A 23,382-nucleotide genomic window follows, 5' to 3' on the forward strand; every position below is an offset into this window, starting at 1 on the left:
CAGCGCGGCGGCGAGGACCGGGAAGGCCAGCAGCACGAGCACGGCGGTCAGCAGCACGTTCCACACGAAGATCGGCATGCGGAACATCGTCATGCCCGGTGCGCGCATGCAGATGATCGTGGTGATGAAGTTGACCGCACCGAGGATCGTGCCGAAGCCGGAGAACGCCAGACCCATGATCCACATGTCGGCGCCGATGCCCGGCGAGCGGACCGCGTCCGACAGCGGGCTGTAGGCGAACCAGCCGAAGTCTGCCGCGCCCTGCGGGGTGAGGAAGCCACCGACCGCGATCGTCGAGCCGAAGAGGTAGAGCCAGTAGGCGAACATGTTCAGCCGCGGGAACGCCACGTCGGGCGCGCCGATCTGGAGCGGCATGATCCAGTTCGTGAAACCGGCGAACAGGGGCGTCGCGAACATCAGCAGCATGATCGTGCCGTGCATCGTGAACGCCTGGTTGAACTGCTCGTTCGACATGATCTGCAGACCCGGCCGAGCCAGCTCGGCGCGCATCAGCAGCGCCATGACGCCGCCGATCAGGAAGAACGCGAACGATGTGACCAGATACAGCGTGCCGATCGTCTTGTGGTCGGTGGTGGTGAGCCACTTGATCACGACGTTGCCGGGTTGCTTGCGCCTTACCGGCAGCTCATCCGCGTAGTGGGACTCTGCTGCCGGGGCACCCTGGGGTTCGTTGAGGATGCTCACAGGTTGTTCGTCTCCCGGTTCTTCTCGTGGCTCGTCTGCGCGATACCAGCGGGGATGTAACCGGTCTGCCCCTTCTTGACGAGGTCCTTGAGGTGCTGCTGGTAACGCTCCGGCGAGACGACCTTCACGTTGAACAGCATCCGGGAGTGGTCGACGCCGCAGAGCTCGGCGCACTTGCCGAGGTAGGTGCCCTCCTTGTTGGGGGTCACCTGGAAGGCGTTGGTGTGACCCGGGACGACGTCCATCTTCATCAGGAACGGCACCACCCAGAAGTCGTGGATGACGTCCCGTGAGGTGAGGACGAAGCGGACCGTCTCGCCCTTGGGGAGCCAGAGGGTCGGCCCCGGGTTGCCGGTCTGCGGGTTCTTCGTGGCGGGCGTACCGACGTCGTAGACTCCGCCGGCGTTCGCCGGGAACTCCTTCTTGAACCGGTCCGGGATCGCGGCCAGGTTCTTGTCGGTCGTCGCGTCACCACTGACACCGTCGACGTTCTCGATGTAGTTGAAGCCCCAACTCCACTGGAAGCCCACGACGTTGATCGTCACGTCGGGCTTCTTGTCGAGGCTCAGGAGCTTCGTCTCGTCGCGGGCCGTGAAGTAGAACAGCACCGAGACGATGATGAGCGGAACAACCGTGTACAGCGCCTCGATGGGCATGTTGTACCGGGTCTGCGGGGGGATCTCGACCTTGGTGCGGCTGCGCCTGTGGAACATGACGCTCCACATGATCAGGGCCCACACCAGGACGCCGACGGCGAGCGCGGCAGCCCAGGATCCCTGCCACAGGGAGAGGATCCGCGGACCCTCTTCCGTGGTCGGGGTGGGGAAACCAAGGCGAGGAAAGTCCTTGGATGTGCAACCGGTCGCGGTCGCCAGGACCAGGCCCGCAGTCATTGCCTGCAGCAGCTTCCGCCGCATCGGGCGCCGCGGCGAGCGGTCGGAGCCGTTGGGACTCACGTAGCGCCTTCCCGAGAGTCTCGCCCGCGCGGATTGGCTGCGGCCTGCCTTCACGCGGGTCGGTCGCCGCCCTGCGTCGGGCAGGGGTTTGGATGTTTATGCGGACCAAACCCTAGCCGACGCCCTCCGGGGGTTCGCGGGGAGGGTGGCATACGCGCCGGGGGTTACTCCGGGCGCCTAATAGCTCGGGGGTTGAGGTGGTTTGGGCGAGTGCGGGGTGCGTTGTGGTTGCTCGCGCCCCGCGGCGGAGCCGCTATGTCACAGTCCCGCGCCCCTTCGTAGCTCCCCCCTCGTTTTAACGTTGGCGTGTGTCCTACTTTGATGCTGCCTCCAGCCATCCCCTTCATCCCGTCGCGCGGCAGGCGCTGTTGGCGTCTCTGGACGAGGGGTGGGCGGATCCTGCTCGGTTGTATCGGGAGGGGCGGCGGGCGCGGATGTTGTTGGATGCCGCGCGGGAAGCGGCTGCCGAAGCCGTCGGGTGCCGACCCGACGAATTGGTGTTCACGGGCTCCGGAACTCGGGCCGTGCACACCGGTATCGCGGGGGCGTTGGCGGGGCGGCGGCGCGTCGGGCGTCACCTGATCGTGTCAGCGGTTGAACACTCTTCCGTGCTCCATTCGGCCGAGGCGCTGGTCGCGGAGGGCGGTTCGTCCACCGAGGTGCCGGTGGACCGTACGGGTGCGGTGAGCGTGGCGGCCTACGCCGATTCCCTCCGCTCGGACACCGCGCTGGCGTGTCTCCAGTCGGCCAACCACGAGGTGGGGACCGTGCAGCCGGTCGCCGAGGTGGCCGAGGCGTGCCGGGCGGTCGGGGTGCCGTTGCTGGTCGACGCGGCGCAGTCGCTGGGGTGGGGTCAGGTCGAGGGCGCGTGGTCGCTGCTCACGGCGAGCGCGCACAAGTGGGGCGGTCCGGCCGGCGTCGGGCTGCTCGTCGTACGGAAAGGTGTGCGGTTCGCGGCCCAAGGGCCTGTCGACGAACGGGAGTCGGGTCGGGCGCCCGGCTTCGAGAACATCCCCGCCGTCGTGGCCGCGGCGGCCTCCCTGCGTGCGGTCCACGCTGAAGCGGCCCAGGAGGCGCTACGGCTACGGGAATTGACGGAGCGGATCCGGGCGCGGGTGCCGAAGCTGGTGCCGGGGGTGGATGTGGTCGGCGATCCGGTGCGGCGGCTGCCCGGGATCGTCACCTTCTCCTGTCTCTATGTCGACGGAGAGACCCTCCTCCACGAACTGGACCGCGCCGGTTTCTCCGTCTCGTCCGGCTCGTCCTGCACGAGCAGCACGCTGACGCCGAGCCATGTGCTCAAGGCGATGGGGGTGCTGAGTGAGGGGAATGTGCGGGTGTCGTTGCCACGGGGGGCGACGGAGGAGGACGTCGAGCGGTTCCTCGCCGTGTTGCCGGGGGCCGTGGCGGGAGTACGGGAGAAGCTGGGCGCGCAGACGCCGGTGACCGCCGTAGAAGAGGAGTCGGAGTCGCTGGTCGTGGACGCCCTCGGCAAGCGCTGCCCGATCCCGGTGATCGAGCTGGCCAAGGTCATCGGCGATGTGCCGGTGGGCGGGACGGTCAAGGTCCTGTCCGACGACGAGGCAGCACGCTTGGACATCCCGGCGTGGTGCGAGATGCGGGGCCAGGAGTACGTGGGCGAGGAGAGGGCGCCCAAAGGCACGGCGTACTTGATCCGCCGGGCAACCTGAGCGCCCCTTTTAAGGGCGCGGGGCTGTGTCGATATGCGGCTACCGCCGCGTGTGCGCGACCAGCCCCCACGCGCCCGCAGCCAACAACTCAGCCCAGATGCCCCCGAACCTCACCCGCCGCATCATGCCCATAAGCCTTGGTGAACCGGTCCATGAAGTGCACCCGCCGCAGTTGGTACTCCTGCGTGCCAACAGTCTCGATGACCAACGTGGCGAGCATGCAACCAACCTGCGCCGCCCGCTCCAGCGAAACCCCCCACGCCAGCCCCGAGAGGAACCCCGCCCGGAACGCGTCGCCGACCCCCGTGGGATCGGCCTTCCGCTCCTCCTCCGCGCAGCCGACCTCGATCGGGTCCATACCGACCTTCTCGATACGAACGCCACGCGAGCCGAGCGTGGTGACCCGGTGGCCGACCTTGGCCAGGATCTCCTCGTCGCTCCAGCCGGTCTTCGACTCGATGAGCCCCTTCTCGTACTCGTTCGAGAAGAGGTACGCCGAGCCCTCCAGCAGGATGCGGATGTTGTCGCCGTCCATGCGCGCGATCTGCTGGGAGAAGTCCGCGGCGAACGGGATGGAACGGGTACGGCACTCCTCCGTGTGGCGGAGCATCGCCTCGGGGTCGTCCGCGCCGATCAGGACCAGGTCGAGGCCGCCCACGCGGTCGGCGACGGTCTTCAGCTCGATCTGCCGGGCCTCGCTCATGGCGCCGGTGTAGAAGGAGCCGATCTGGTTGTGGTCGGAGTCCGTCGTGCACACGAAGCGCGCGGTGTGCAGCGTCTCCGAGATACGGACCGAGTCCGTGTCGACGCCGTGCCGGTCGAGCCAGTCGCGGTACTCGGCGAAGTCGGAGCCCGCGGCGCCGACCAGGATCGGCTTGGTGCCGAGCTGGCCCATGCCGAAGGCGATGTTGGCCCCGACACCACCCCGGCGTACGTCGAGGTTGTCGACCAGGAAGGAGAGCGACACCGTGTGCAACTGGTCCGCGACCAGCTGGTCGGCGAAGCGGCCGGGGAAGGTCATGAGGTGGTCGGTGGCGATGGAGCCGGTGACTGCGATGCGCACGGCGAGGACTCTCCTGAGGGAGGCTGCGTTGACAGTTCACGCTACCCGGTCCGCGCGGCGACTCTGAAGCGGCCAAAACTACCCGATAGTAGATCTTTCTTCGCGAGGTCAAGCGTGCCTACGGTGCCGCTATGACGAACCTCAAGGTCGACGGCTCCGTTCCGGTCCACGTTCCGGTCCACCTCGAAAGCGAAGGTGAGGCGGATCTGGCCGCGCTGCGCGGCGACTGCGCGCGGATGGCTCCCCACTGGACGGTCCCCGACCGGATCGTTGCCCTTCCGGTGTCTCCGTCGCTCATCCACGGCGTGTCGGTGCCGTCGAAGTCCGCCCGGCTCCTTGACGGCATGTCGGAGTACGGCAACTGAGCTGAGTCGTTCAGCAGGATCGGCGTCATTCAGCAGGATCGGCGCGCTCGGTGGAACCGCGCGCTCCCCCGCTGCGTCCCATCGCTGTCCCCCGTAAAGGGGATGCGGGATACGACCCTTTCGCCTGCCGCTTTGACAGGGCCGGGTCAGGGTCAAGGGACAGTTGCGCAGCCGAAGGAGCGATGCGGTGAACACCGAGCGACCCGACAACGACGACACGACCGGCACCTCCGGTGACGTGCGGGGCGTGGGGGACGCCGCGAAGGGCTCCACGAAGGGGCCCGAGGTCGACGACACCAGGGTCGACACCGAGGTCGACGGCCCCGAGGCCGGCGAGGACGTGGCCGACGAAGACATGGCTGATGGTGAGGCGTCCGGCGCCGAGACCGACCGTAGCGAAGAGGCCGGACCTACGGCGTCCGGCGGCACGGAGGCGGACCGGCCGGAAGTCACCGACCCCACACCCCCCGAGGCCGCCCACCCGGAGCAGTCCGTCACCACCACCGACGCCGATCTGCCCCTGCACGACCAATCCCCCTCCCCCTATCCCGAAACCGATGACGACAGGCGCCCCGCGCGATCCAGGTCGCCGCTCGTCATCGCCTCCGTCGCCGCCGCCGTGCTGCTCGTAGGGGGTGGCGGGGCGTATCTCGCCTCGTCCTCGGCCGGGTCCGGGGGGTCGGGGGAAGGGACGGGGTCCGCGGCGTCCGGCGCCGACGGGACTCCGCCGCCGCTCGCGCTCGACGGGTACTCCTCGGGCGGCACGAGCGGGATCGCGTCCGGGGAGCCGAATCCGTACGGCCAGACGTACAAGGCCGTCGGCAGCCTGCCCGGTGGGCCTGATTCCGCCGCCGTGTACTCGCCGGAGGGCGAGGTCGGCAAGGACGACGTGGCCAGGCTCGCCAAGGCGCTCGGGGTCACGGGGAGGCCGGTGGCCGAAGGGCAGTACTGGAAGGTGGGCGGGCAGGACGGGAGCGGGCCCAGTCTGCAGGTGAACAAGGCGGCGCCGGGCATGTGGACGTTCAGCCGCTACGCACCCAGCACGGACGACTGCACCGGCACCTCCAACTGCCGGAAGGACCCCGCGGCTCCCGCGAGCGACCCGGTGAGCGTGGCCGTCGCGAAGAAGGCCGCCGCCCCGATCCTCAAGGCCGTGGGACAGGACGACGCGAAGGTCGACGCGAGCCAACTCATGGGCGCGCAGCGGGTGGTGAACGCCGAGCCGGTGATCGGGGGGCTGCCGACCCATGGGTGGACCACCGGGTTGACCGTCAGCGCCCAGGGTGAAGTCGTCGGCGGGAGTGGGCAGTTGGCGGCGCCGATGAAGGGTGACGTCTATCCCGTGCTGAGTGCGCAGAAGACGCTGGACCTGATGAACGCGGCGCCGAGGACCGATCACCGTATGGGCATCGGCGGTTGCGCCAGTCCCGTACCGCTGAAGGACCGGCTGGAGGCGCCCTGCGGGCAGTCCACCGACGCCGCTTCCGCCTCCGCCTCGCCCGCGCAGGCCCCGGCCGCCGTCGAGCACGCGGTGTTCGGGCTCGCCGTGCAGTCCGTGGACGGGAAGCAGGCGCTGGTGCCGTCCTGGTTGTTCGAGGTGCGGCAGCCGGGCGGGCAGGACAGTTTCACGGTGACGTATCCCGCGATCGACCCGAAGTATCTGGCTGCGGCCAACACGCCCACTCCTACGGCGAGTTCGACCTCCCCCGCGAAGCCGCACGACGTCAAGGCGGACGGCTGGTCGGCCGACGGGAAGAGTCTCACCGTGGCCTTCACCGGCGGGGTGTGCGCCGACTACAAGGCGTCGGCCGTGGAGAGTTCGGGCGAGGTGACGGTCACGGTGACCGCGACTCCCTGGCCGGACAAGATCTGCGTCATGATCGCCAAGGTCTACCACCAGACCGTGCAGTTGAAGGCGCCGGTCGGTGACCGGAAGGTCGTGGGGCCGGACGGCGAGGCGATCCCCGCGGAGAAGGCGGGGAAGGGCGTACAGCCGACGGCGGGGGCGGGCGTGGGGCCCTCGCTGGCCCAGTAGCCGGCGCTCCCGGGCACCGGAAAAGCCCGAAGGCGGCGGCCCTGTCGGAGGGGGCCGCCGCCTTCGCTCTGCTCAATTGCCCACCAGGGCAAGCGGGTTTAGCTGAACGAGTCGCCGCAGGCGCAGGAGCCCGTCGCGTTCGGGTTGTCGATCGTGAAGCCCTGCTTCTCGATGGTGTCGACGAAGTCGATGGAGGCGCCGCCCAGGTACGGGGCGCTCATGCGGTCGGTGACGACCTTGACGCCGCCGAAGTCCTTGACGACATCGCCGTCGAGGGAGCGCTCGTCGAAGAAGAGCTGGTAACGCAGGCCGGAGCAGCCGCCGGGCTGGACGGCGACACGCAGGGCCAGATCCTCACGGCCTTCCTGGTCGAGCAGGGCCTTGACCTTCGCCGCGGCGGCGTCGGACAGAAGGATGCCGTCGGTGACGGTGCTGGTCTCGTCCGATACGGACATCTACATCTCTCCCGGGTTGTACGGAGACTGCTTGCCGACGATTTCAACCGCCGGGGCCGTGGATTCATTCCGGGCCATGCCCGGTGTCTTTCCGTCGGCACCTCTTTCCATGCTCGCACACCCCCGCAAGGTCCCTCGCTGTGTGCGTACGCGGGGGACCTTGCGGGGGTGTGCGGCTGCCCACCGGGATTGATGTCACATCGACGTTATGGACATCGTCAAACTGACGTGAAGCAGTTATGATAGATAACGTCAATTCGACGAAAAGGGCCGTCCTCCCATCGGGACGGCCCCGCCCGCAGAACAGAAAGGGTGCGTGTCGTGACCACCGCCCAGACCCAGGAGCTCGACGTACAGCCGACGCCCCTCGCCCTGCTGCTCCTCGGCCGGGAGGCCGACCCGAAGAGCGAGCGCGGCGTCGAGTGTCCCGGTGACCTGCCCTCGCCGTCCGACCCGGACCTGGTCGAGCGGGCCCGCGCGGCCAAGGAGAAGCTCGGCGACAAGGTCTTCGTGCTCGGCCACCACTACCAGCGCGACGAGGTCATCCAGTTCGCCGACGTCACGGGCGACTCCTTCAAGCTGGCCCGGGACGCGGCCGCGCGCCCGGAGGCCGAGTACATCGTGTTCTGCGGTGTGCACTTCATGGCGGAGTCCGCGGACATCCTGACCGGCGACGATCAGAAGGTCGTACTCCCCGATCTCGCCGCGGGCTGCTCGATGGCCGACATGGCCACCGCCGAGCAGGTCGCCGAGTGCTGGGACGTGCTGACCGAGGCCGGCATAGCCGAGCGGGTCGTGCCGGTGTCGTACATGAACTCGTCCGCCGACATCAAGGCGTTCACGGGCAAGCACGGCGGCACGATCTGCACCTCCTCGAACGCCGAGCGCGCCCTGGAGTGGGCCTTCGAGCAGGGCGAGCAGGTGCTGTTCCTCCCCGACCAGCACCTCGGGCGCAACACGGCGGTCCGCGACCTGGGCATGAGCCTGGAGGACTGCGTCCTCTACAACCCGCACAAGCCCAACGGGGGCCTCACCGTTGAGCAGTTGAGGGCCGCGAAGATGATCCTGTGGCGCGGCCACTGCTCGGTGCACGGCCGCTTCTCGCTGGAGTCGGTGGAGGACGTGCGGGCCCGGATTCCCGGCGTCAACGTCCTCGTGCACCCCGAGTGCAAGAACGAGGTCGTGAGCGCGGCGGACTACGTCGGCTCAACCGAGTACATCATCAAGGCACTTGAGGCGGCCCCGGCCGGTTCGAAGTGGGCCATCGGCACCGAGCTGAATCTCGTACGCCGGCTCGCGAACCGTTTCGCGCCCGAGGGCAAGGAGATCGTCTTCCTCGACAAGACGGTCTGCTTCTGCTCGACCATGAACCGCATCGACCTCCCCCACATGGTCTGGACCCTGGAGTCCCTCGCCGAGGGCAACCTGGTCAACCGCATCGAGGTGGACAAGGAGACGGAGGCCTTCGCCAAGCTGGCGCTGGAACGGATGCTGGCGCTGCCGTAAGCCCGTACGTCCGGAGTGCTACTCCACCCGCGGCCGGACCAGGCCCGACTCGTAGGCGATGACGACGAGTTGGGCCCGGTCGCGGGCGCCCAGTTTGGACATGGCGCGGTTGACGTGGGTCTTCACCGTCAGGGGGCTGACCTCCAGGCGTTCGGCGATCTCGTCGTTCGAGAGGCCGCCGGCGACCTGGACGAGGACCTCGCGTTCGCGCACGGTGAGGGCTTCGAGGCGTTCGGCGCGGGCGGGGTCGCGATCGTCGTCCATATCGCCGCCCTGCGCGAGGAAACGGGCGATCAGGCCCTTGGTCGCCACGGGCGACAGCAGGGCCTCTCCGGCCGCCGCGACCCTGATCGCGCTGAGGAGCTCCTCCGGCTCCGAGCCCTTGCCCAGGAAGCCTGACGCGCCCGCGCGCAGGGACTGCACCACGTAGTCGTCGACCTCGAAGGTCGTCAGTATGACCACCCGGACGTGGGCGAGGGACGGGTCGGCGCTGATCATGCGGGTCGCGGCGAGGCCGTCCGTGCCGGGCATCCGGATGTCCATCAGCACGACGTCCGCCCGCTCCTCCTTCGCCAGCAGTACGGCCTGCGCGCCGTCGGAGGCCTCTCCTACGACCTCCATGTCGGGCTCCGAGTCGACGAGTACGCGGAAGGCGCTGCGCAGCAGGGCCTGGTCGTCGGCGAGCAGGACACGGATCGTCGTCATACGGGGTCCCCCGAGGCGCGTGGGCGGGTCTTGACCGGCAGGATCGCATGGACGCGGAAGCCGCCTCCGTAGCGGGGACCGGTGGTGAGGGTGCCGCGCAGGGCGGTGACGCGCTCGCGCATGCCGAGCAGGCCGTGGCCGCCGCCGGAGTCGGGGGCCGCCTCCTCGGCGGACTCGCCGGAGCCGTTGTCGAGGACGGTGACCTCCACGTTCGGGCCCACGCGGACGACACTGACCTCGGCCTTCGCCTCCGTGCCGGCGTGTTTCTGGACGTTGGTGAGGGCTTCCTGGATGACGCGGTAGGCGGCCAGGTCGACGGCGGCGGGGAGGGTGGTGCCGTTGTCCGCGCGGGCCACCTCGACCTGGAGGCCGGCGTTGCGGAAGGTGCCGGCGAGTTCTTCGAGGCGGTCGAGGCCGGGGGCCGGTTCGGTGGGGGCCTCGGGGTCGCCGGACTGGCGCAACAGGCCGACGGTGGCGCGGAGTTCGTTGAGCGCGGAGCGGCTGGCCTCGCGTACGTGGGCGAGGGCTTCCTTGGCCTGGTCGGGGCGCTTGTCCATGACGTGCGCGGCGACTCCGGCCTGCACGTTGACCAGGGCGATGTGGTGCGCGACCACGTCGTGCAGGTCGCGGGCGATCCGCAGCCGTTCCTCGGCGACCCGGCGGCGGGCCTCCTCCTCACGGGTGCGTTCGGCCCGTTCGGCGCGCTCGCGTATGGCGTGCACGAATTCCTTACGGCTGCGTACGGCGTCGCCGGCGGCGGCCGCCATGCCGGTCCAGGCGAAGATGCCGAGGTTCTCCTGGGCGTACCACGGGAGGGGGCCGCCGAGCATCGCGGCGCCGGTCAGCACGGTCATCGTGAGCAGGGCGACGCGCCAGGTGGTGGAGCGGTCGGTGGTGACGGCCACGGTGAACAGGGCGACCACCGCCGACATCGCGACCGGGGCGCGAGGGTCGCTGGTGACGCTCTCGATGAGGGACGCGGTTGCGGTGACGGCGAGCACCAGCATGGGGGCGCGGCGGCGCTTGATCAGCGCGGCGGCGCCGACCGTCATGAGGATCAGGCTGAGGGGGGCGGGGATGCGGATGCCCCAGCTGACGCCGTGCCCTCCGTGCGGGTCCACGAACGATCCGGCCAGCATGCACACGAGCACCGCGGCGGCGAGGGCCGTGTCCAGCGCGGAGGGGTGCGCCTCCAGGTGACGGCGCGCGCGGTCGAGGGTGCTCACTCTGGCAACGGTACGGCGTCCCTGCCGGGGGCGGAACGGGGGTCAGCTGTACGTTCCTTGTGCCTGTGCGGGGTGTTGGTGTGGGCGTCACCGGGGGCTGCGCCCCCGGACCCCCGCTTCGGCCTGAACGGCCTCGTCCTCAAACGCCGGACGGGCTGAAATTGCGGGCCTGCGCTGAAAAGGGGCCGCTCGTCCGCAGCTGCCGGACCAGCTGACAGTTGAACCCCGTCGAGAGGAAGCCGCCCTCTACCCCGGGATCAAGCCGTCGTCGCTCAGCAGGTCCCGGACTTCCTCCAGGGTCGCGTCCTCGGCCGGGAGGATCAGTTCTGATGGTTCCAGGGAGTCGTCCGGCAAGGGGTCTCCCAGTTCTCGGACCTTCGCCAGGAGGGCCTGGAGGGTTTGGCGGAAGGCTGGGACGTCGCCGCTCTGGACCTCCGTCAGGAGGATGTTGTCCAACTTGTTCAGCTCGGTGAGGTGGCTGTCGGCCAGCCTCACCTGCCCCTCCCCCATGATCCGTACGATCATGTCGCCCTCCTCAGGCGTGGGCCTACTGCTTGTCGAAACGCGGGGTGTCCTGTGGCTGCTGGGGCTGCGCCTTGTCGGTGCCGCCTTCGATCGCCTGCTGCGGAGTGGACGAACCACCGGCCAGCTCCGCCTTCATGCGCTGAAGTTCCAGCTCTACATCCGTACCACCGGACAGGCGTTCCAGCTCGGCCTGGATGTCGTCCTTGGCCATGCCGGTCGGGTCGTCCAGGGCACCGGAGGCGAGGAGCTCGTCGATCGCGCCGGCGCGGGCCTGGAGCTGCTGGGTCTTGTCCTCGGCGCGCTGGATCGCCAGGCCCACGTCGCCCATCTCCTCGGAGATGCCGCTGAAGGCCTCGCCGATCCGGGTCTGTGCCTGGGCCGCCGTGTACGTGGCCTTGATGGTCTCCTTCTTCGTACGGAAGGCGTCCACCTTGGCCTGGAGGCGCTGGGCCGCGAGGGTGAGCTTCTCCTCCTCGCCCTGGAGCGTCGTGTGCTGCGTCTCCAGGTCCGTCACCTGCTGCTGAAGCGCGGCCCGGCGCGAGAGCGCCTCGCGGGCCAGGTCCTCGCGGCCGAGGGCGAGCGCCTTGCGGCCCTGGTCCTCCAGCTTCGAGGACTGTGACTGCAGCTGGTTGAGCTGGAGCTCCAGACGCTTGCGGGAGGTGGCGACGTCGGCCACTCCCCGGCGCACCTTCTGAAGCAGCTCCAGCTGCTTCTGGTACGAGTAATCGAGGGTTTCGCGCGGGTCCTCGGCCCGGTCAAGGGCCTTGTTCGCCTTCGCGCGGAAGATCATCCCCATACGCTTCATGACACCGCTCATGGGCTTCGCGCGCCCCCTTCTGACGGACTCCAGCTACAGCGATTACAACAGGACCAACAGTACGGGCCCTGCATCCATTACCGCACTGTTCGGGGACGGATGCGCTCATCCCCAAGGACGACTGACCGCGGTCCTGATCCAGCCTGAGGAGTAGGTGCTCCCCTGGCAGGACCCGCTCATGACGTCCTTCTCTGTTCCCCTACAGACGAGCGGTGTTGCCGGATCGTTCCCCACAGGGCTGGGGTCCAACCCCATTCACCCCTTACCCTTGGGTTTTGTGTTCCGTAGCCGCGCCAAGGAAGAGAAGGCAGCGCCCACCGACAAGGTGTCGCTGACCGACTCCAAGATGCCCCGAGACCCTCAGGCCCCGAAGGGTCGGCCCACGCCCAAGCGCAGTGAGTCACAGACTCAGCGCCGCAGCGTCGCCAACACTTCGACGACGCGCAAGGACGCCTCCAAGCGCCAGCGCGACGAGCGGCGTGCGCAGATGGACAGGCAGCGCCAGGCCCTGTCCGGCCGCGGCAGCGAGCGGGATCTCCCGCTCCGTGACAGGGGCGCGATCCGCAAGTTCGGGCGTGACTACATCGACTCGCGCATCAACATCGCCGAGTTCTTCCTGCCGCTGGCGGTGGTGATCCTCGTGCTCAGCGTGGTGCAGATGCCCGCGCTGCAGAACATCGCGCTGCTGCTGTGGCTCGTGGTGATCGTGCTGATCGTGGTCGACTCGTTCTGGAGCGTCTTCCGGCTGCGCAAGCTGCTCGCCGAGCGCTTCCCGGGCCAGAACACGAAGGGCACCGTCTGGTACGCCCTCATGCGCTCCCTCCAGATGCGTCGACTCCGGCTGCCGAAGCCGCAGGTCAAGCGCGGAGAGCGGCCCTGAGCGCGGATTCCTTCTCCGGGGGCGCGGCGGACGCCTGGCTGAGCAGGCTGGGCGGGCTGCGGAATGTCGTACGACAGGAGCTGGTGGCCCGGCAGCTCGACGAGCAGATAGCCGGCCGGTATCCCGTCGGACAGCGGCTGCGGGTGCTCGACGTCGGGATGGGCCAGGGCACGCAGGCGCTGCGGCTGGCCCGGGCCGGGCACCAGGTGACCGGCCTCGAACAGGAACCGAAGATGGTCGCCGCGGCCCGCGAGTCGCTGTCCCGTGAGCCCGAGGGCATCCGGGAGCGGGTCCGGATCATCGAGGGCGACGGCCGGGACACCGGCGTGCACTTCCTGCCGGGCAGCTTCGATGTCGTTCTGTGTCATGGCGTACTGATGTACGTGTCCGAGCCCGATCCGCTGCTCGCCGGTCTTGCGCGGATGCTGGCGCCGGGTGGGCTGCTGTCGCTGCTCGTGCGGAACGCCGACGCGTTGGCGATGCGGCCCGGGTTGTCCTGGGACTGGGCGGGCGCGCTGGGCGCGTTCGACTCGGCCGCGTACCGCAACCGGCTCGGCGTCGACGCGCGGGCGGACCGGCTGGCCACCCTGACGGCGACGCTGGCGGGGATCGGGGCGCCGCTGCAGTCCTGGTACGGCGTGCGGGTCTTCACCGACACGGCTCCGGAAGGGGCCGAGATCCCGGCGGACGTCGAGCCGCTGCTGGCCGCCGAGGAGCGGGCCGGGCGGACGGATCCGTACCGGGCGGTGGCCGCGTTGCTGCATCTGTGCGGTGTGCGGGGCTGAGGGCACGGCCCTCCCCCTGGTCCCCGTGTTCCCCGTAGTCCCCCTGGGGGCCCGTTCGGGTCAGCAGTACAAGCCGGATATTCACCCCAAAGAGACACTCGGCGTATGGACTCTCCCCGCGCCCGCACCCTCCGCCCCATGGTTCTCCTCGCCTGCTCGCTCGCGCTGGTCGCCGGGTGTGCGGGTGCCGGGTCCTCGTCGAAGAAGGACACCTCGACCGCACAGGCCGCACAGGCCGCCGTACCTATGTCGAGTGACGACCTGCAGAACGACTACCTGAAGGTGATCAAGGAGGTCCTGCCGTCGGTCGTGCAGATCCAGGCCAGCAGTGATCTGGGGTCGGGGGTCGTGTACGACGACCAGGGGCACATCGTCACCAACGCGCACGTCGTCGGGGACGAGAAGACCTTCAAGGTGACCACCGCGAACAGCGAGGACGTGCTCACCGCCAAGCTCGTCTACTCGTATCCCGAGCAGGACCTGGCCGTCGTCAAGCTGGACAAGGTGCCGGACGGGCTGAAGGCGGCGACCTTCGCCGACTCCGCCAAGGTCGAGGTGGGGCAGATCGTCCTCGCCATGGGCTCGCCGCTCGGACTGTCGTCCAGCGTGACGCAGGGCATCGTGTCGGCGACCGGACGGACCGTCAGCGAGGGCAGTACCGGGGGTGGCACGGGCGCGACCATCGCCAACATGGTGCAGACCTCGGCCGCGATCAACCCCGGCAACAGCGGGGGTGCGCTGGTGAATCTGAACGGGCAGGTCATCGGTATCCCGACCCTCGCCGCGACCGATCCGAACTTCGGGGGCGGCGCCGCGCCCGGTATCGGGTTCGCGATCCCGTCCTCGATGGTCAAGACGGTCGCCGACCAGATCGTCAAGGACGGCAAGGTCACCGACTCGGGGCGGGCGGCCCTCGGCATCACCGGACGTACGGTCGTCGACGACAGTTATCAGGCCGCCGGGGTCGCCGTGGTCGAGGTGAAAGACGGCGGGGGCGCCGACAAGGCCGGTATCCGGGCGGGCGACATCATCACGAAGCTCGGTGACACGGGGATCACGACGATCACCTCGCTGTCGGAGGCCCTCGCCGCCGACAAGCCGGGGCAGCGGACGGCGGTGACGTACACGCGGAACGGGGCGTCGAAGACGGTCGATGTGACGCTGGGCGAGCAGTAGACCGGCCCGGATCGCTTCGGGAACGAGGTGGGGGCGGCCGGTGTTTCTCCGGTCGCCCCCACCTCTTTGGCCTACGACGGGTTACGCGTTCTCGGCGTGCAGGCTCATCGGACCGTAGATCTGTGTGCCGTCCTCGAAGAGGAACACCTGGTCCGCGCCGCCCGCGACGAGTTCCTTCCAGATCTCGCCGAGCCAGGACTCCGCGTCGCCCTGTGTGGTGAACTCCTCCGGCGTGACCGCGGGTTCGACCTCGGTCCCGTCGGACTTCTCGAACCGCCAGATCCATGCCGCCATCTACGCCTCCAAAGTCTGAGCGCGTGCAGAACAGAAGCCGGATCTTGGTCCGGCTTCCGTGTGCAGCGTATTCGCTCCGCTGGGTTAGTGGGGGGTGAGCTGCGGATATTCGGTCGGGTGCGGGTTCGGTGGGGGTGAGTTGCGGATATCGGTCAGTGCGGGTCGGTGGGGGCTGGTCGCGCCCCGCGGCGGAGCCGCAAATGTCACAGCCCCGCGCCCCTCAGGGGGTCCAGGGCGCGCATGTCTCCCGGTGACCGGTGAAAATCGAACCTGTGGAACTGACTCTTCTCGGCACCGGTGCCCCCGCTGGACTCCCGCGTCTCGACTGCCCCTGTGCGGCCTGTGCCGTGTCGCTCGGGGTTGATGCTCGGGCGGCCACCGCTGTTCTCGTGGACGGGACTCTGTTGCTGGATCTGACTCCCGGTGCCGCCTTTGCCGCAGCCCGGGCCGGGCATTCGCTCGGTGGGGTGCGGCAGGTGTTGTTGTCGCATCCGCATGATGGGCCCGCGGTGGAGGTGCCTGCCGGGTTGCCGCAGCCGGGGCGGGTGCCGGATGGGCGGGAGCTGGCGTTGTTGACGGGGCATCGGGTGCGGGCGGTGGCGATGGACGCGCCCGGTACCGGGTACGCCGTCACCGGGCCCGATGGGCAGCGGGTGCTGTATCTGCCGCCGGGGGGTGCGCCGGCCGGGCTCGAGGAGGGGGCCGTTCCGTCGTACGACATGGTGCTCGCGGATGTTGTGGGGCGGCCGGATGCGCTGGCCAAGCTGCGGGCCGTCGGGGCTATGGGGCCCGCTACCGATGTCATCGCCGTGCATCTCGATCACGATGTGGCGCCGGGGGCCGAGTTGGTGCGGCGGCTGGCTGCCGTGGGGGCGCGGGCCGTGCCGGACGGGACGACCTTGACCGTGGGGGTGTACGAGGACGTGCCCGATGTGCCGCGGCGGACGCTGGTGCTCGGCGGGGCGCGGTCCGGGAAGTCCATCGAGGCGGAGCGGCGGTTGGAGGCCTTTCCCGATGTGCTGTATGTCGCCACCGGCGGCTCGCGCAACGGGGACACCGAGTGGGCCTCCCGCGTCTCCACGCACCGGGAGCGGCGGCCGGGGTCGTGGCGTACGGCGGAGACGTGCGACCTGGTGCCGTTGCTCGCGGAGGACGGGCCGCCGTTGCTCATCGACTGTCTGTCGCTGTGGCTGACCGACGCCATGGACTCCGTGGGGGCATGGGACGACACGGAGTGGGGGGACGGCGGGGAGCGGAAACTCCGGGAGCGGGTACGGGAGTTGACCGCTGCCGTGCGTTCGACCCGGCGGACCCTTGTTGCCGTGTCCAACGAAGTCGGCTCGGGGATCGTGCCGGCGACCGCGTCCGGGCGCCGGTACCGGGACGAGCTGGGGCGGTTGAACGCCGCGATCGCCGGTGAGTGCGAGCACGTGTTGTTGGTGGTGGCGGGGCAGGCGCTCGCGCTGCGCGGCTAGGGCTGCTGTTTTCTGCGCGCGATGACGCGTTGCGGGGGCGGGAAGCGGTCCGGGACCCGGCGGGCTTCCGTGACGAACTCGCAGTCGTGGGGCTCCAGTTGGGTGCGCAGGTCGTCGGGGCGGCCTTCCAGGAGGAGGAGGCCGCCGGGGCGCAGGACCGTGAGGGCGGCGCGGAGTTCGGCCTCGGGGTCGGGGGCCGGTGAGCGGTCGCGCAGGAGGGTCACGACGTCGTAGCGGGACTGGAGGGCCGTGGTGATGTGCGGGTCTGTGAGGTGGCCGGCGTAGGCCTCCTCGATGCGTTCGGCGGCGCGGGCGCGGACGACTCGGGGGGTGGGGTCGACGCCGTCGAAGGAGGTGTACGGGAAGAGGGCCTTCGCCGTTTCCGGGAAGTGGGCGTCGCCGGTGCCGACGTCGAGCCAGCTCTCCGGTTCCGGGAGGAGCCGCAGGATCGCGCGGGCCAGCGCGCGGTGGCGGCGGTACGCGTCGAGGGTGCTGACGCGCGTGCTGACGCGGGTGCGCAGGCTGTTCATGGGCGGCTCCCGGAGACGTACGGCAAAACGGTGCAAAACGATACGTACGGGATCTAGATCTTGAGGGCAAGGACGTCCGGGGCGCGTGGTGCCCATGTGGCGTGGCCATGTGGCGCTGTCGCGTTCGATCGCTGCCGGTACTGTTCGGCGAATGAGCTCGCTTAATCTCGACGACTTCACCGATCTGATCGAGCGCCCCGACGGCGGTGTGCGCCGTGACGCGGAGGCCCGCCGCGAACGTCAGATCGTGCCGCCCGGGTCGCTGGGCCGGCTCGACGACCTGGGTGAGTGGCTGGCGGCGGCGCAGGGCGCCGTTCCGGTGCGGCCGGTCGAACGGCCGCGTGTGGTGTTGTTCGCGGGCGACCACGGGATCGCCGCACTCGGTGTGTCGGCCCGACCGGCGGGCAGCGCCGGGGAGTTGGTGCGGTCGGTGCTGGAGGGCGGCAGCCCGGCGGCGGTGCTCGCGCGGCGGCTCGGGGTCCCGGTGCGGATCGTGGACATGGCCCTGGACTGCGACCCCGGCTCGCTGCCGGACGCGGTCGTGAAGCATCGCGTACGGCGGGGCAGCGGGCGTATCGACATCGAGGACGCGCTGACCCTGGAGGAGGCGGAGGCCGCGTTCAACGCCGGGGTCGCCGTCGCGAACGAGGAGGCCGACTCCGGTACGGATCTGGTGGTCCTCGGCGATGTGAGCGTCGGCGGGACGACACCGGCCTCCGTGCTGATCGCCGCGCTGTGCGGGACCGATGCCTCGGTGGTCACCGGGCGGGGCGGGCTCGCGATCGACGACCTGGCGTGGATGCGCAAGTGCGCGGCGATCCGGGACGCGCTGCGGCGGGCCCGGCCGGTGCTGGGCGACCAGTTGCAGCTGCTCGCGACGGTGGGCGGGGCCGACCTCGCCGCGATGACCGGGTTCCTGCTGCAGAGTGCCGTACGGAAGCTGCCGGTGATCCTGGACGGGGTCGTGGCCGCGGCCTGTGCGCTGGTGGGTCAGCGGGTCGCGTTCCGGGCGCCGGACTGGTGGCTGGCCGGACAGAACAGCGGCGAGCCGGGCCAGGCGAAGGCGCTGGACCGGATGGCCCTGGAACCCCTCCTCGACCACGGCGTGACGGTGGGAGAAGGCGCGGGCGCGCTGCTCGCGCTGCCGCTGGTGCAGGCCGCGGCGGCGCTCGCCGCCGAACTCCCGCTGAAGCGGGACGAGTTGGCGGAACCGGAGGAGCTGGAGGCGGCTTCCCCTTCCGTGGAGCCGGTTGCGGCGGCGGAATCCGTTGCGACTGAGGAGTCCGTTGCGGCTGGCAAGTCCGTTGCGGCGGTGGAGCCTGTGTCTGCTGCAGAGCCCGGAGCCGCCGTGGAGCCTGGAGCCGCCGCAGAGGCCGCAGCCGCTGCAGAACCCGAGGGTGCCGCACGGACCGAGAGGGCTGCAGAGCCGGCGAGCGCCGCGAGGTCGGAACAGGCCGCGCGGCCGGAGTCGGCTGTGGGGCCGGAAGGCACCGTGAGCCCGGAAGTGGCCCTGGCGTCGGAAGCAGCCGCAGGCCCGGAGAAGCCCGACGACCCGGAAGCAACCGCGGGCCCGGAGAAGCCCGACGACCCGGAAGCAGCCGCAGGCCCGGAGGAAGCCCAGGCGGCGACGCCTTCCGGGAAGCCCGTGACGGCCGCAGAGCCGGAGAAGCCCACGCAGCCGGAATAGGCCGGGAGCGAACACGGGCCCGGGGAAGGCCGAGAAGCCGACCCAGGCGAACAAACCGGCCACAGCACAGAGACCGGGCCCCTATGTAGAAGTCGACCGCCGCGCAGCAGCCGGCCAAGGCCGAGAAACCGGCCGCCGCACACAGCCCGACCCACCTGCATCGGGCGGCCCCGTGCACAGTCCGACCCATGTGCAGACGCCGTCCCCCGTGCGGAAGCCGACCGATATGCGGCCCCTGGCCGACGCACAGCAGCTGGCCGAGTCCGAGAAGCCGGCCGGCAGACAGCAGCCGGCCGGGGCCGACAAGTCGGTCGGCCCGGGGCGGGAAGTCCGAGGAGTGACCGGGGCGAGAAGTCGAGGAGCGACCGGGGCGTGACCGGGGCGTGATCGTTGCGGCGGCGGATAAGAACCGTTCGTCGCGACAACGCCCATATGATCCTCCTTCATGGGAGATGTCCGGGTCGGGCCCGTTCAGGAACGTCATAGCTCAGGCGCCTCGCGGCGGGCCGCGGCCTTCGCTGTCTGGTATCTGCGGGCGGTCGCGTTCATCAACTTCCTCAGCGCGGCCTGGGTTTCGCTGGGGCAGGACGTACGACGGCACAACCAGGAGAACTTCTTCACGCCGTATCTGCTGACGGCAGGCTTCGCGTCCGGGGTGTTCACGGCGTTCCTCGCCATCACCATGCGGCGCCGCAAACGCGCCGCGTGGATCCTGAACCTGGTGGTCAGCGGGCTGTTCCTCGCGCTGTTCGGGTTCGCCATGTCGTTCCAGGAGATCCGCCGGTACCCGCAGAACTGGATCTCCCTGGTGCTGACCGCGGCCTTCGTCGGTGCACTCCTCGCGGGGCGGCGGGAGTTCTACGCGAAGGGCGACCGGTCCAACCCCCGGCTCGCCGCCGTCGTCGCCGTCGGCGGCACCCTGGCCGCCTCACTGCTGGCCGCGCTGCTGGTGACGGTCACCAACCAGGCGCACGACGCGTCCCGTTCGACCTTCGTGGAGCGCTGGCGCTACGGCGCCTTCCGGCTGGTGTCCATCGCCGCGCCGGAGAATCGCTTCCCCGGCATCTGGACCCCGAACTGGGTCAACGTCGTCATCAACGTCCTCAGCACGGTCCTGGTCCTCGCCGTGTTCTACGCCGCGTTCCGCTCCCGGCGCGCCGTCGACCCGCTCACCGAGGACGACGAGAAGAAGCTGCGGGCGCTCCTTGAACGGCAGGGCGAACGGGACTCGCTCGGGTACTTCGCGCTGCGCCGGGAGAAGAGCGTGGTGTGGTCGCCGACCGGCAAGGCGGCCGTCGCGTACCGGGTCGTGGGCGGGGTGTCGCTGGCCTCCGGCGACCCGATCGGCGACCCGGAGGCGTGGCCCGGCGCGATCGAGCCGTGGCTCGCGGAAGCGCGGGTTCACGGATGGATTCCGGCCGTGATGGGGGCGAGTGAGGAGGCCGGCACCGTCTACGCGCGGCACGGCCTCGACGCCCTCGAACTCGGGGACGAGGCCCTCGTCGAGGTGGCCGAGTTCACCCTCGAAGGGCGCGCCATGCGGACCGTACGGCAGGCCTACAACCGGGTGAAGCGGGCCGGGTACACCGTGCGGATCCGGCGGCACGAGGACATTCCGGCCGAGGAGATGGCGTATCTGTTGAAGCGCGCCGACGACTGGCGGGACGGGGCCACCGAGCGCGGGTTCAGCATGGCGCTCGGGCGGCTCGGGGATCCGGACGACGGGCGGTGCGTGATGCTCGAATGCACTGACGGGGACGGTGAGTTGAGGGCGGTGCTGTCCTTCGTGCCGTGGGGTCCGCACGGGCTGTCGCTGGACCTGATGCGCCGGGACCGGGACTCCGACAACGGGCTCATGGAGTTCATGGTGATCGAACTCCTCCGCCGTGCCCAGGAAATCGGAATCACCCAGGTTTCGCTCAACTTCGCCATGTTCCGCTCGGTCTTCGAAAGGGGGGCGCGGATCGGCGCCGGGCCGGTGCTGCGGCTGTGGAGGTCACTCCTCAGCTTCTTCTCGCGCTGGTGGCAGATCGAGTCGCTGTACCGCGCCAACGCCAAGTACCGGCCCATCTGGGAACCCCGGTTCCTGCTCTTCGAGAAGAGCGCGGACCTGCTGCGCATCGGCCTCGCGGCGGCGCGCGCGGAGGGCTTCCTGGAGGCACCGGGACTGCCGAAGTGGCTGCACCGCAAGCACCTGGAGACGCACAGATGAACTGCCTCGCCCGCTGGGCCCGCGCCGAATGGGGACTGCTCTACGTCACCGTGCGCGAGCCGCTGCTGAAGCGGCGCCGGCGGGCGATCCCGATGACGATCGGGGCGGTGCTGCTGACGGCGGTCCTGCAGTTCGTGCAGAACCAGTCGTGGGGCTACCAGTTCGTGCAGGACACGGGCGCGGTACGGGCGGTGGACCCCCTGTGGCTGGCCCTCCTCCGCACCCCGCTCTCCCTCTTCGTACCGGCACTGGACCTCCCCGTCTGGGGCGCGCTGGCCCAGATCCTCTTCGTGTTCGGCATCGCGGAGATCGCCCTCGGCCGCTGGCGCACGCTCGTCATCGCCTACGCCGCGACCCTCGCCGGGACCTTGTACGCGCGCATGGGCATCTGGCTCGGCTTCGACAACCCGTTCGGGTTGCCCAGCTCCGACCGGCTGGTCGTGGACACGGGTCCCTCGGCCGCGGTGGTCGGCCTCGCGGTGTTCGTCGCGTGGCGCTACGGCGCGTACGCGACGGCGCTGGCGGTGACCGGGGCGATGGCGATCGAGGTGATGCTGAAGGGCAACCTCGCGGGCAAGGAGCATCTGGCGGCGATCATCGCTGTGGGGTTGCTCTGCCTGGCTTCGGCGCTACGGCATCGCAGGCGGGGTGTGAGGTGAGCGGGGGCGGGGCGTGCTCATGGGCGCCCGGGAAGCCGTAGCGGCTCGGGGTCCGGTTTGCCGCCGATCCAGTCCTGGACGACTCGGCGCGGGCCCGCCCAGCGGCGGTCGTGGTGGTAGGCGCGGAGGGTGGAACGGGCTCGGGCCCGGTGACGGCGCTTGCGGTAGAAGCGCTTGGCCCAGGGGGAACCCGGGCGGGCCAGCCGGATCGCGCCCACGATCGCGACCAGCGGGACCAGGACTCCGAAGACCGCCGTGCGGGCCTTGCCCTTGCTCAGGGCGATGAGCGCGAAGAGGAAGTTGACCCCGACGCTGACGATCACGCCGGCGCGGTCATGGAGTTCGGCGGCGGTGAGGTCGTTGACGCCGAAGGGTGAGAAGCCTGCGAGGACGAAGCCGACCAGGGCCGCCGTGAGCACCACCGCCTCGACGCTCTTGCGGCCGGCCTCGGTCCAGTACACGTCGTCGAGGTAGAGGATCAGCGCGAACTCGTCCAGGACCAGGCCCGCGCCGATGCCGAAGACGATCGCGAACAGGGCCGAACCGACGCCGTAGCGCGTGCTGGCCACCGCGCCGAAGCCGCCGATCACGGTGAGGACCACGCCCGGGACGACGTGGTGGATGTGCACGTCGCCGGCCTTGATGTTGCCGAAGGGGCCCTTGCCGGCGCGGATCAGGCGGGTGATGACCCGGGTGATGACGAACGTCAGGACGAAGGCGGTGAGCGCGAGGAGCAGGGGGAGTTTGCCCGGCTCGACGATGTTGCGGTGCAGCCAATGTCCCATATGGGCACTTTAGCCACGGCCGCCGGGAGCGCCCTCCTGACCGCCGGGTAATCTGCGCCGGTGTCCAAGACCTCGCCCCTTGACGGCTTCCGCTTCGCGTTCGGCACGCTGACTGTTCTGCCGGTCAGGGTGACCCGCTGGGACCGGGAGGCCGCGCGCCGCGGAATGATGGTGGCCCCGGCCGTCGGAGTGGTTGTCGGTGGGTGTGCGGCGGGGCTTGGGCTGCTGCTTCTGTTTCTGGGGGCGGGGCCGTTGCTCGCCGCGGTCGGGAGTGTTGCCGTGCCTGCGGTTCTTACTCGGGGGCTGCATCTGGATGGGCTTGCGGATACTGCCGATGGGCTGGGGAGTGGGAAGCCCGCCGAGGATGCGCTGCGGATCATGAAGCAGTCGGACATCGGGCCGTTCGGGGTGCTTGCTCTTGTTTTCGTGCTGCTGGCTCAGGTGGCTGCGCTGGCTCAGCTCTACGGCGACTCGTGGGGGCGGGGTGCGGCGGCGGCCGTTGTCTCCGGGATCGTGGCTCGGCTGGCGCTGACGTGGGCTGCGCGGGTGGGGGTGCCTGCGGCTCGGCCGGAGGGGTTGGGGGCGGCGGTTGCGGGGGTGGTTCCGGTGGGGGGTGCGGTGGCTGTGACCGTGTCCAACGGCGTGATTTCGGCGGCGTTTGGGCCGTTCTTCGGGGGGCGTGGGTATGCGCACGTGGTTGTCGCCGTTGTCGTGGCGCTCGTCGTCGCTGAGTTGCTTCTGCGGCACTGTCGGCGGCGGTTTGGTGGGGTTACGGGGGACGTGTTCGGGGGGCTCGCGGAGACTGCGGCTACGGCTGTGCTTGTGGTGCTTTCGGTGGGTGGGTGAGTAC

Annotated in this window: 22 protein-coding genes and 1 pseudogene; 12 read left to right on the forward strand and 11 right to left on the reverse strand. The window is 69.9% G+C overall.

Annotated elements, in window-relative coordinates:
- On the reverse strand, window positions 1-705 hold a 705-nt coding region (locus SPR02S_RS52220; protein WP_019065026.1), incomplete at its 3' end, for a cytochrome c oxidase subunit I.
- Window positions 702-1,661, reverse strand: coding sequence for an aa3-type cytochrome oxidase subunit II (ctaC, locus tag SPR02S_RS52225; protein WP_019065027.1), 960 nt, complete (start codon window positions 1,659-1,661; stop codon window positions 702-704). The genes ctaC and SPR02S_RS52220, both read right to left, overlap by 4 nt.
- Before the next feature lie 308 nt (window positions 1,662-1,969).
- Between ctaC and SPR02S_RS52230 the strand changes: the two genes are divergently transcribed.
- Complete coding sequence (locus SPR02S_RS52230; protein ID WP_026151694.1) at window positions 1,970-3,352, forward strand: cysteine desulfurase/sulfurtransferase TusA family protein; 1,383 nt, start codon at window positions 1,970-1,972, stop codon at window positions 3,350-3,352.
- An 88-nt stretch (window positions 3,353-3,440) separates the two neighbouring features.
- On the opposite strand, the gene SPR02S_RS52235 is transcribed toward SPR02S_RS52230, so the two are convergent.
- Window positions 3,441-4,415, reverse strand: coding sequence for a carbohydrate kinase family protein (locus tag SPR02S_RS52235; RefSeq protein WP_019065029.1), 975 nt, complete (start codon window positions 4,413-4,415; stop codon window positions 3,441-3,443).
- Between the two features lie 131 nt (window positions 4,416-4,546).
- Here SPR02S_RS52235 and SPR02S_RS52240 point away from each other — a divergent pair, with 131 nt between their 5' ends.
- Both SPR02S_RS52240 and SPR02S_RS52245 read left to right on the forward strand, forming a co-directional pair.
- Window positions 4,547-4,780 carry a hypothetical protein gene (locus SPR02S_RS52240; RefSeq protein ID WP_019065030.1) on the forward strand — a complete coding sequence of 78 codons (234 nt, stop codon included), beginning with the start codon at window positions 4,547-4,549 and terminating at the stop codon, window positions 4,778-4,780.
- A 187-nt stretch (window positions 4,781-4,967) separates the two neighbouring features.
- Window positions 4,968-6,815 (forward strand): hypothetical protein, encoded by a 1,848-nt coding sequence (locus tag SPR02S_RS52245; RefSeq protein WP_019065031.1) that lies wholly within the window; start codon window positions 4,968-4,970, stop codon window positions 6,813-6,815.
- Between the two features lie 98 nt (window positions 6,816-6,913).
- Here the strand turns inward: SPR02S_RS52245 and SPR02S_RS52250 are convergent, their stop codons facing one another.
- The gene (locus SPR02S_RS52250; RefSeq protein ID WP_019065032.1) at window positions 6,914-7,270 is read right to left on the reverse strand and encodes an iron-sulfur cluster assembly accessory protein; all 357 of its coding nucleotides are present in this window, start codon (window positions 7,268-7,270) and stop codon (window positions 6,914-6,916) included.
- Window positions 7,271-7,591: 321 nt separating this feature from the next.
- Between SPR02S_RS52250 and nadA the strand changes: the two genes are divergently transcribed.
- Window positions 7,592-8,776, forward strand: coding sequence for a quinolinate synthase NadA (gene nadA / locus SPR02S_RS52255; protein WP_019065033.1), 1,185 nt, complete (start codon window positions 7,592-7,594; stop codon window positions 8,774-8,776).
- Window positions 8,777-8,794: 18 nt separating this feature from the next.
- Here nadA and SPR02S_RS52260 read toward each other — a convergent pair whose 3' ends face one another.
- The 4 genes from SPR02S_RS52260 to SPR02S_RS52275 form a co-directional block, all read right to left on the reverse strand.
- Window positions 8,795-9,481, reverse strand: a complete 687-nt coding sequence (locus SPR02S_RS52260; RefSeq protein WP_019065034.1) for a response regulator — start codon at window positions 9,479-9,481, stop codon at window positions 8,795-8,797.
- Window positions 9,478-10,707: a sensor histidine kinase gene (locus tag SPR02S_RS52265; RefSeq protein WP_019065035.1), complete on the reverse strand. Its 1,230-nt coding sequence runs from the start codon at window positions 10,705-10,707 to the stop codon at window positions 9,478-9,480. The genes SPR02S_RS52260 and SPR02S_RS52265 overlap by 4 nt, the downstream gene beginning before the upstream one ends.
- 246 nt (window positions 10,708-10,953) lie before the next feature.
- Entirely contained in the window at window positions 10,954-11,232 is a 279-nt protein-coding gene (gene pspAA, locus SPR02S_RS52270; RefSeq protein ID WP_019065036.1) for a PspA-associated protein PspAA, read from the reverse strand.
- A 22-nt stretch (window positions 11,233-11,254) separates the two neighbouring features.
- Window positions 11,255-12,049 carry a PspA/IM30 family protein gene (locus tag SPR02S_RS52275; RefSeq protein ID WP_026151695.1) on the reverse strand — a complete coding sequence of 265 codons (795 nt, stop codon included), beginning with the start codon at window positions 12,047-12,049 and terminating at the stop codon, window positions 11,255-11,257.
- Between the two features lie 178 nt (window positions 12,050-12,227).
- Here SPR02S_RS52275 and SPR02S_RS52280 point away from each other — a divergent pair, with 178 nt between their 5' ends.
- From SPR02S_RS52280 to SPR02S_RS52290, 3 genes are all read left to right on the forward strand, one after another.
- Window positions 12,228-12,929 (forward strand): DUF3043 domain-containing protein, encoded by a 702-nt coding sequence (locus SPR02S_RS52280; protein ID WP_078623279.1) that lies wholly within the window; start codon window positions 12,228-12,230, stop codon window positions 12,927-12,929.
- Between the two features lie 83 nt (window positions 12,930-13,012).
- Complete coding sequence (locus SPR02S_RS52285) at window positions 13,013-13,714, forward strand: class I SAM-dependent methyltransferase (RefSeq protein ID WP_019065039.1); 702 nt, start codon at window positions 13,013-13,015, stop codon at window positions 13,712-13,714.
- Window positions 13,715-13,819: 105 nt separating this feature from the next.
- Entirely contained in the window at window positions 13,820-14,890 is a 1,071-nt protein-coding gene (locus tag SPR02S_RS52290) for a S1C family serine protease (protein ID WP_019065040.1), read from the forward strand.
- A gap of 81 nt (window positions 14,891-14,971) precedes the next feature.
- Here the strand turns inward: SPR02S_RS52290 and SPR02S_RS52295 are convergent, their stop codons facing one another.
- Window positions 14,972-15,184 carry a hypothetical protein gene (locus SPR02S_RS52295; RefSeq protein ID WP_019065041.1) on the reverse strand — a complete coding sequence of 71 codons (213 nt, stop codon included), beginning with the start codon at window positions 15,182-15,184 and terminating at the stop codon, window positions 14,972-14,974.
- A 272-nt stretch (window positions 15,185-15,456) separates the two neighbouring features.
- On the opposite strand from SPR02S_RS52295, the gene SPR02S_RS52300 reads away from it, so the two are divergent.
- Entirely contained in the window at window positions 15,457-16,659 is a 1,203-nt protein-coding gene (locus SPR02S_RS52300) for a bifunctional adenosylcobinamide kinase/adenosylcobinamide-phosphate guanylyltransferase (protein WP_026151697.1), read from the forward strand.
- On the opposite strand, the gene SPR02S_RS52305 is transcribed toward SPR02S_RS52300, so the two are convergent.
- Window positions 16,656-17,189 (reverse strand): class I SAM-dependent methyltransferase, encoded by a 534-nt coding sequence (locus SPR02S_RS52305; RefSeq protein WP_019065043.1) that lies wholly within the window; start codon window positions 17,187-17,189, stop codon window positions 16,656-16,658. The genes SPR02S_RS52300 and SPR02S_RS52305 overlap by 4 nt on opposite strands.
- Window positions 17,190-17,340: 151 nt before the next feature.
- On the opposite strand from SPR02S_RS52305, the pseudogene cobT reads away from it, so the two are divergent.
- From cobT to SPR02S_RS64425, 3 genes and pseudogenes are all read left to right on the forward strand, one after another.
- A pseudogene (cobT, locus tag SPR02S_RS58405) lies at window positions 17,341-18,435 on the forward strand (nicotinate-nucleotide--dimethylbenzimidazole phosphoribosyltransferase); the annotation flags it as partial.
- 886 nt (window positions 18,436-19,321) lie between these two features.
- Window positions 19,322-21,088, forward strand: coding sequence for a phosphatidylglycerol lysyltransferase domain-containing protein (locus SPR02S_RS52315; RefSeq protein ID WP_019065045.1), 1,767 nt, complete (start codon window positions 19,322-19,324; stop codon window positions 21,086-21,088).
- Window positions 21,085-21,747: a hypothetical protein gene (locus SPR02S_RS64425; RefSeq protein WP_019065046.1), complete on the forward strand. Its 663-nt coding sequence runs from the start codon at window positions 21,085-21,087 to the stop codon at window positions 21,745-21,747. Before SPR02S_RS52315 ends, SPR02S_RS64425 begins: the two co-directional genes overlap by 4 nt.
- Before the next feature lie 17 nt (window positions 21,748-21,764).
- On the opposite strand, the gene SPR02S_RS52325 is transcribed toward SPR02S_RS64425, so the two are convergent.
- Window positions 21,765-22,532: a hypothetical protein gene (locus tag SPR02S_RS52325; protein WP_019065047.1), complete on the reverse strand. Its 768-nt coding sequence runs from the start codon at window positions 22,530-22,532 to the stop codon at window positions 21,765-21,767.
- A gap of 60 nt (window positions 22,533-22,592) precedes the next feature.
- Between SPR02S_RS52325 and SPR02S_RS52330 the strand changes: the two genes are divergently transcribed.
- Complete coding sequence (locus tag SPR02S_RS52330) at window positions 22,593-23,378, forward strand: adenosylcobinamide-GDP ribazoletransferase (RefSeq protein WP_019065048.1); 786 nt, start codon at window positions 22,593-22,595, stop codon at window positions 23,376-23,378.
- The last annotated feature ends 4 nt before the right edge of the window (window positions 23,379-23,382 follow it).

It is taken from the genome of Streptomyces prunicolor NBRC 13075, assembly GCF_000367365.1.
In the GTDB taxonomy this organism is placed as follows: Bacteria; Actinomycetota; Actinomycetes; order Streptomycetales; family Streptomycetaceae; genus Streptomyces; species Streptomyces prunicolor.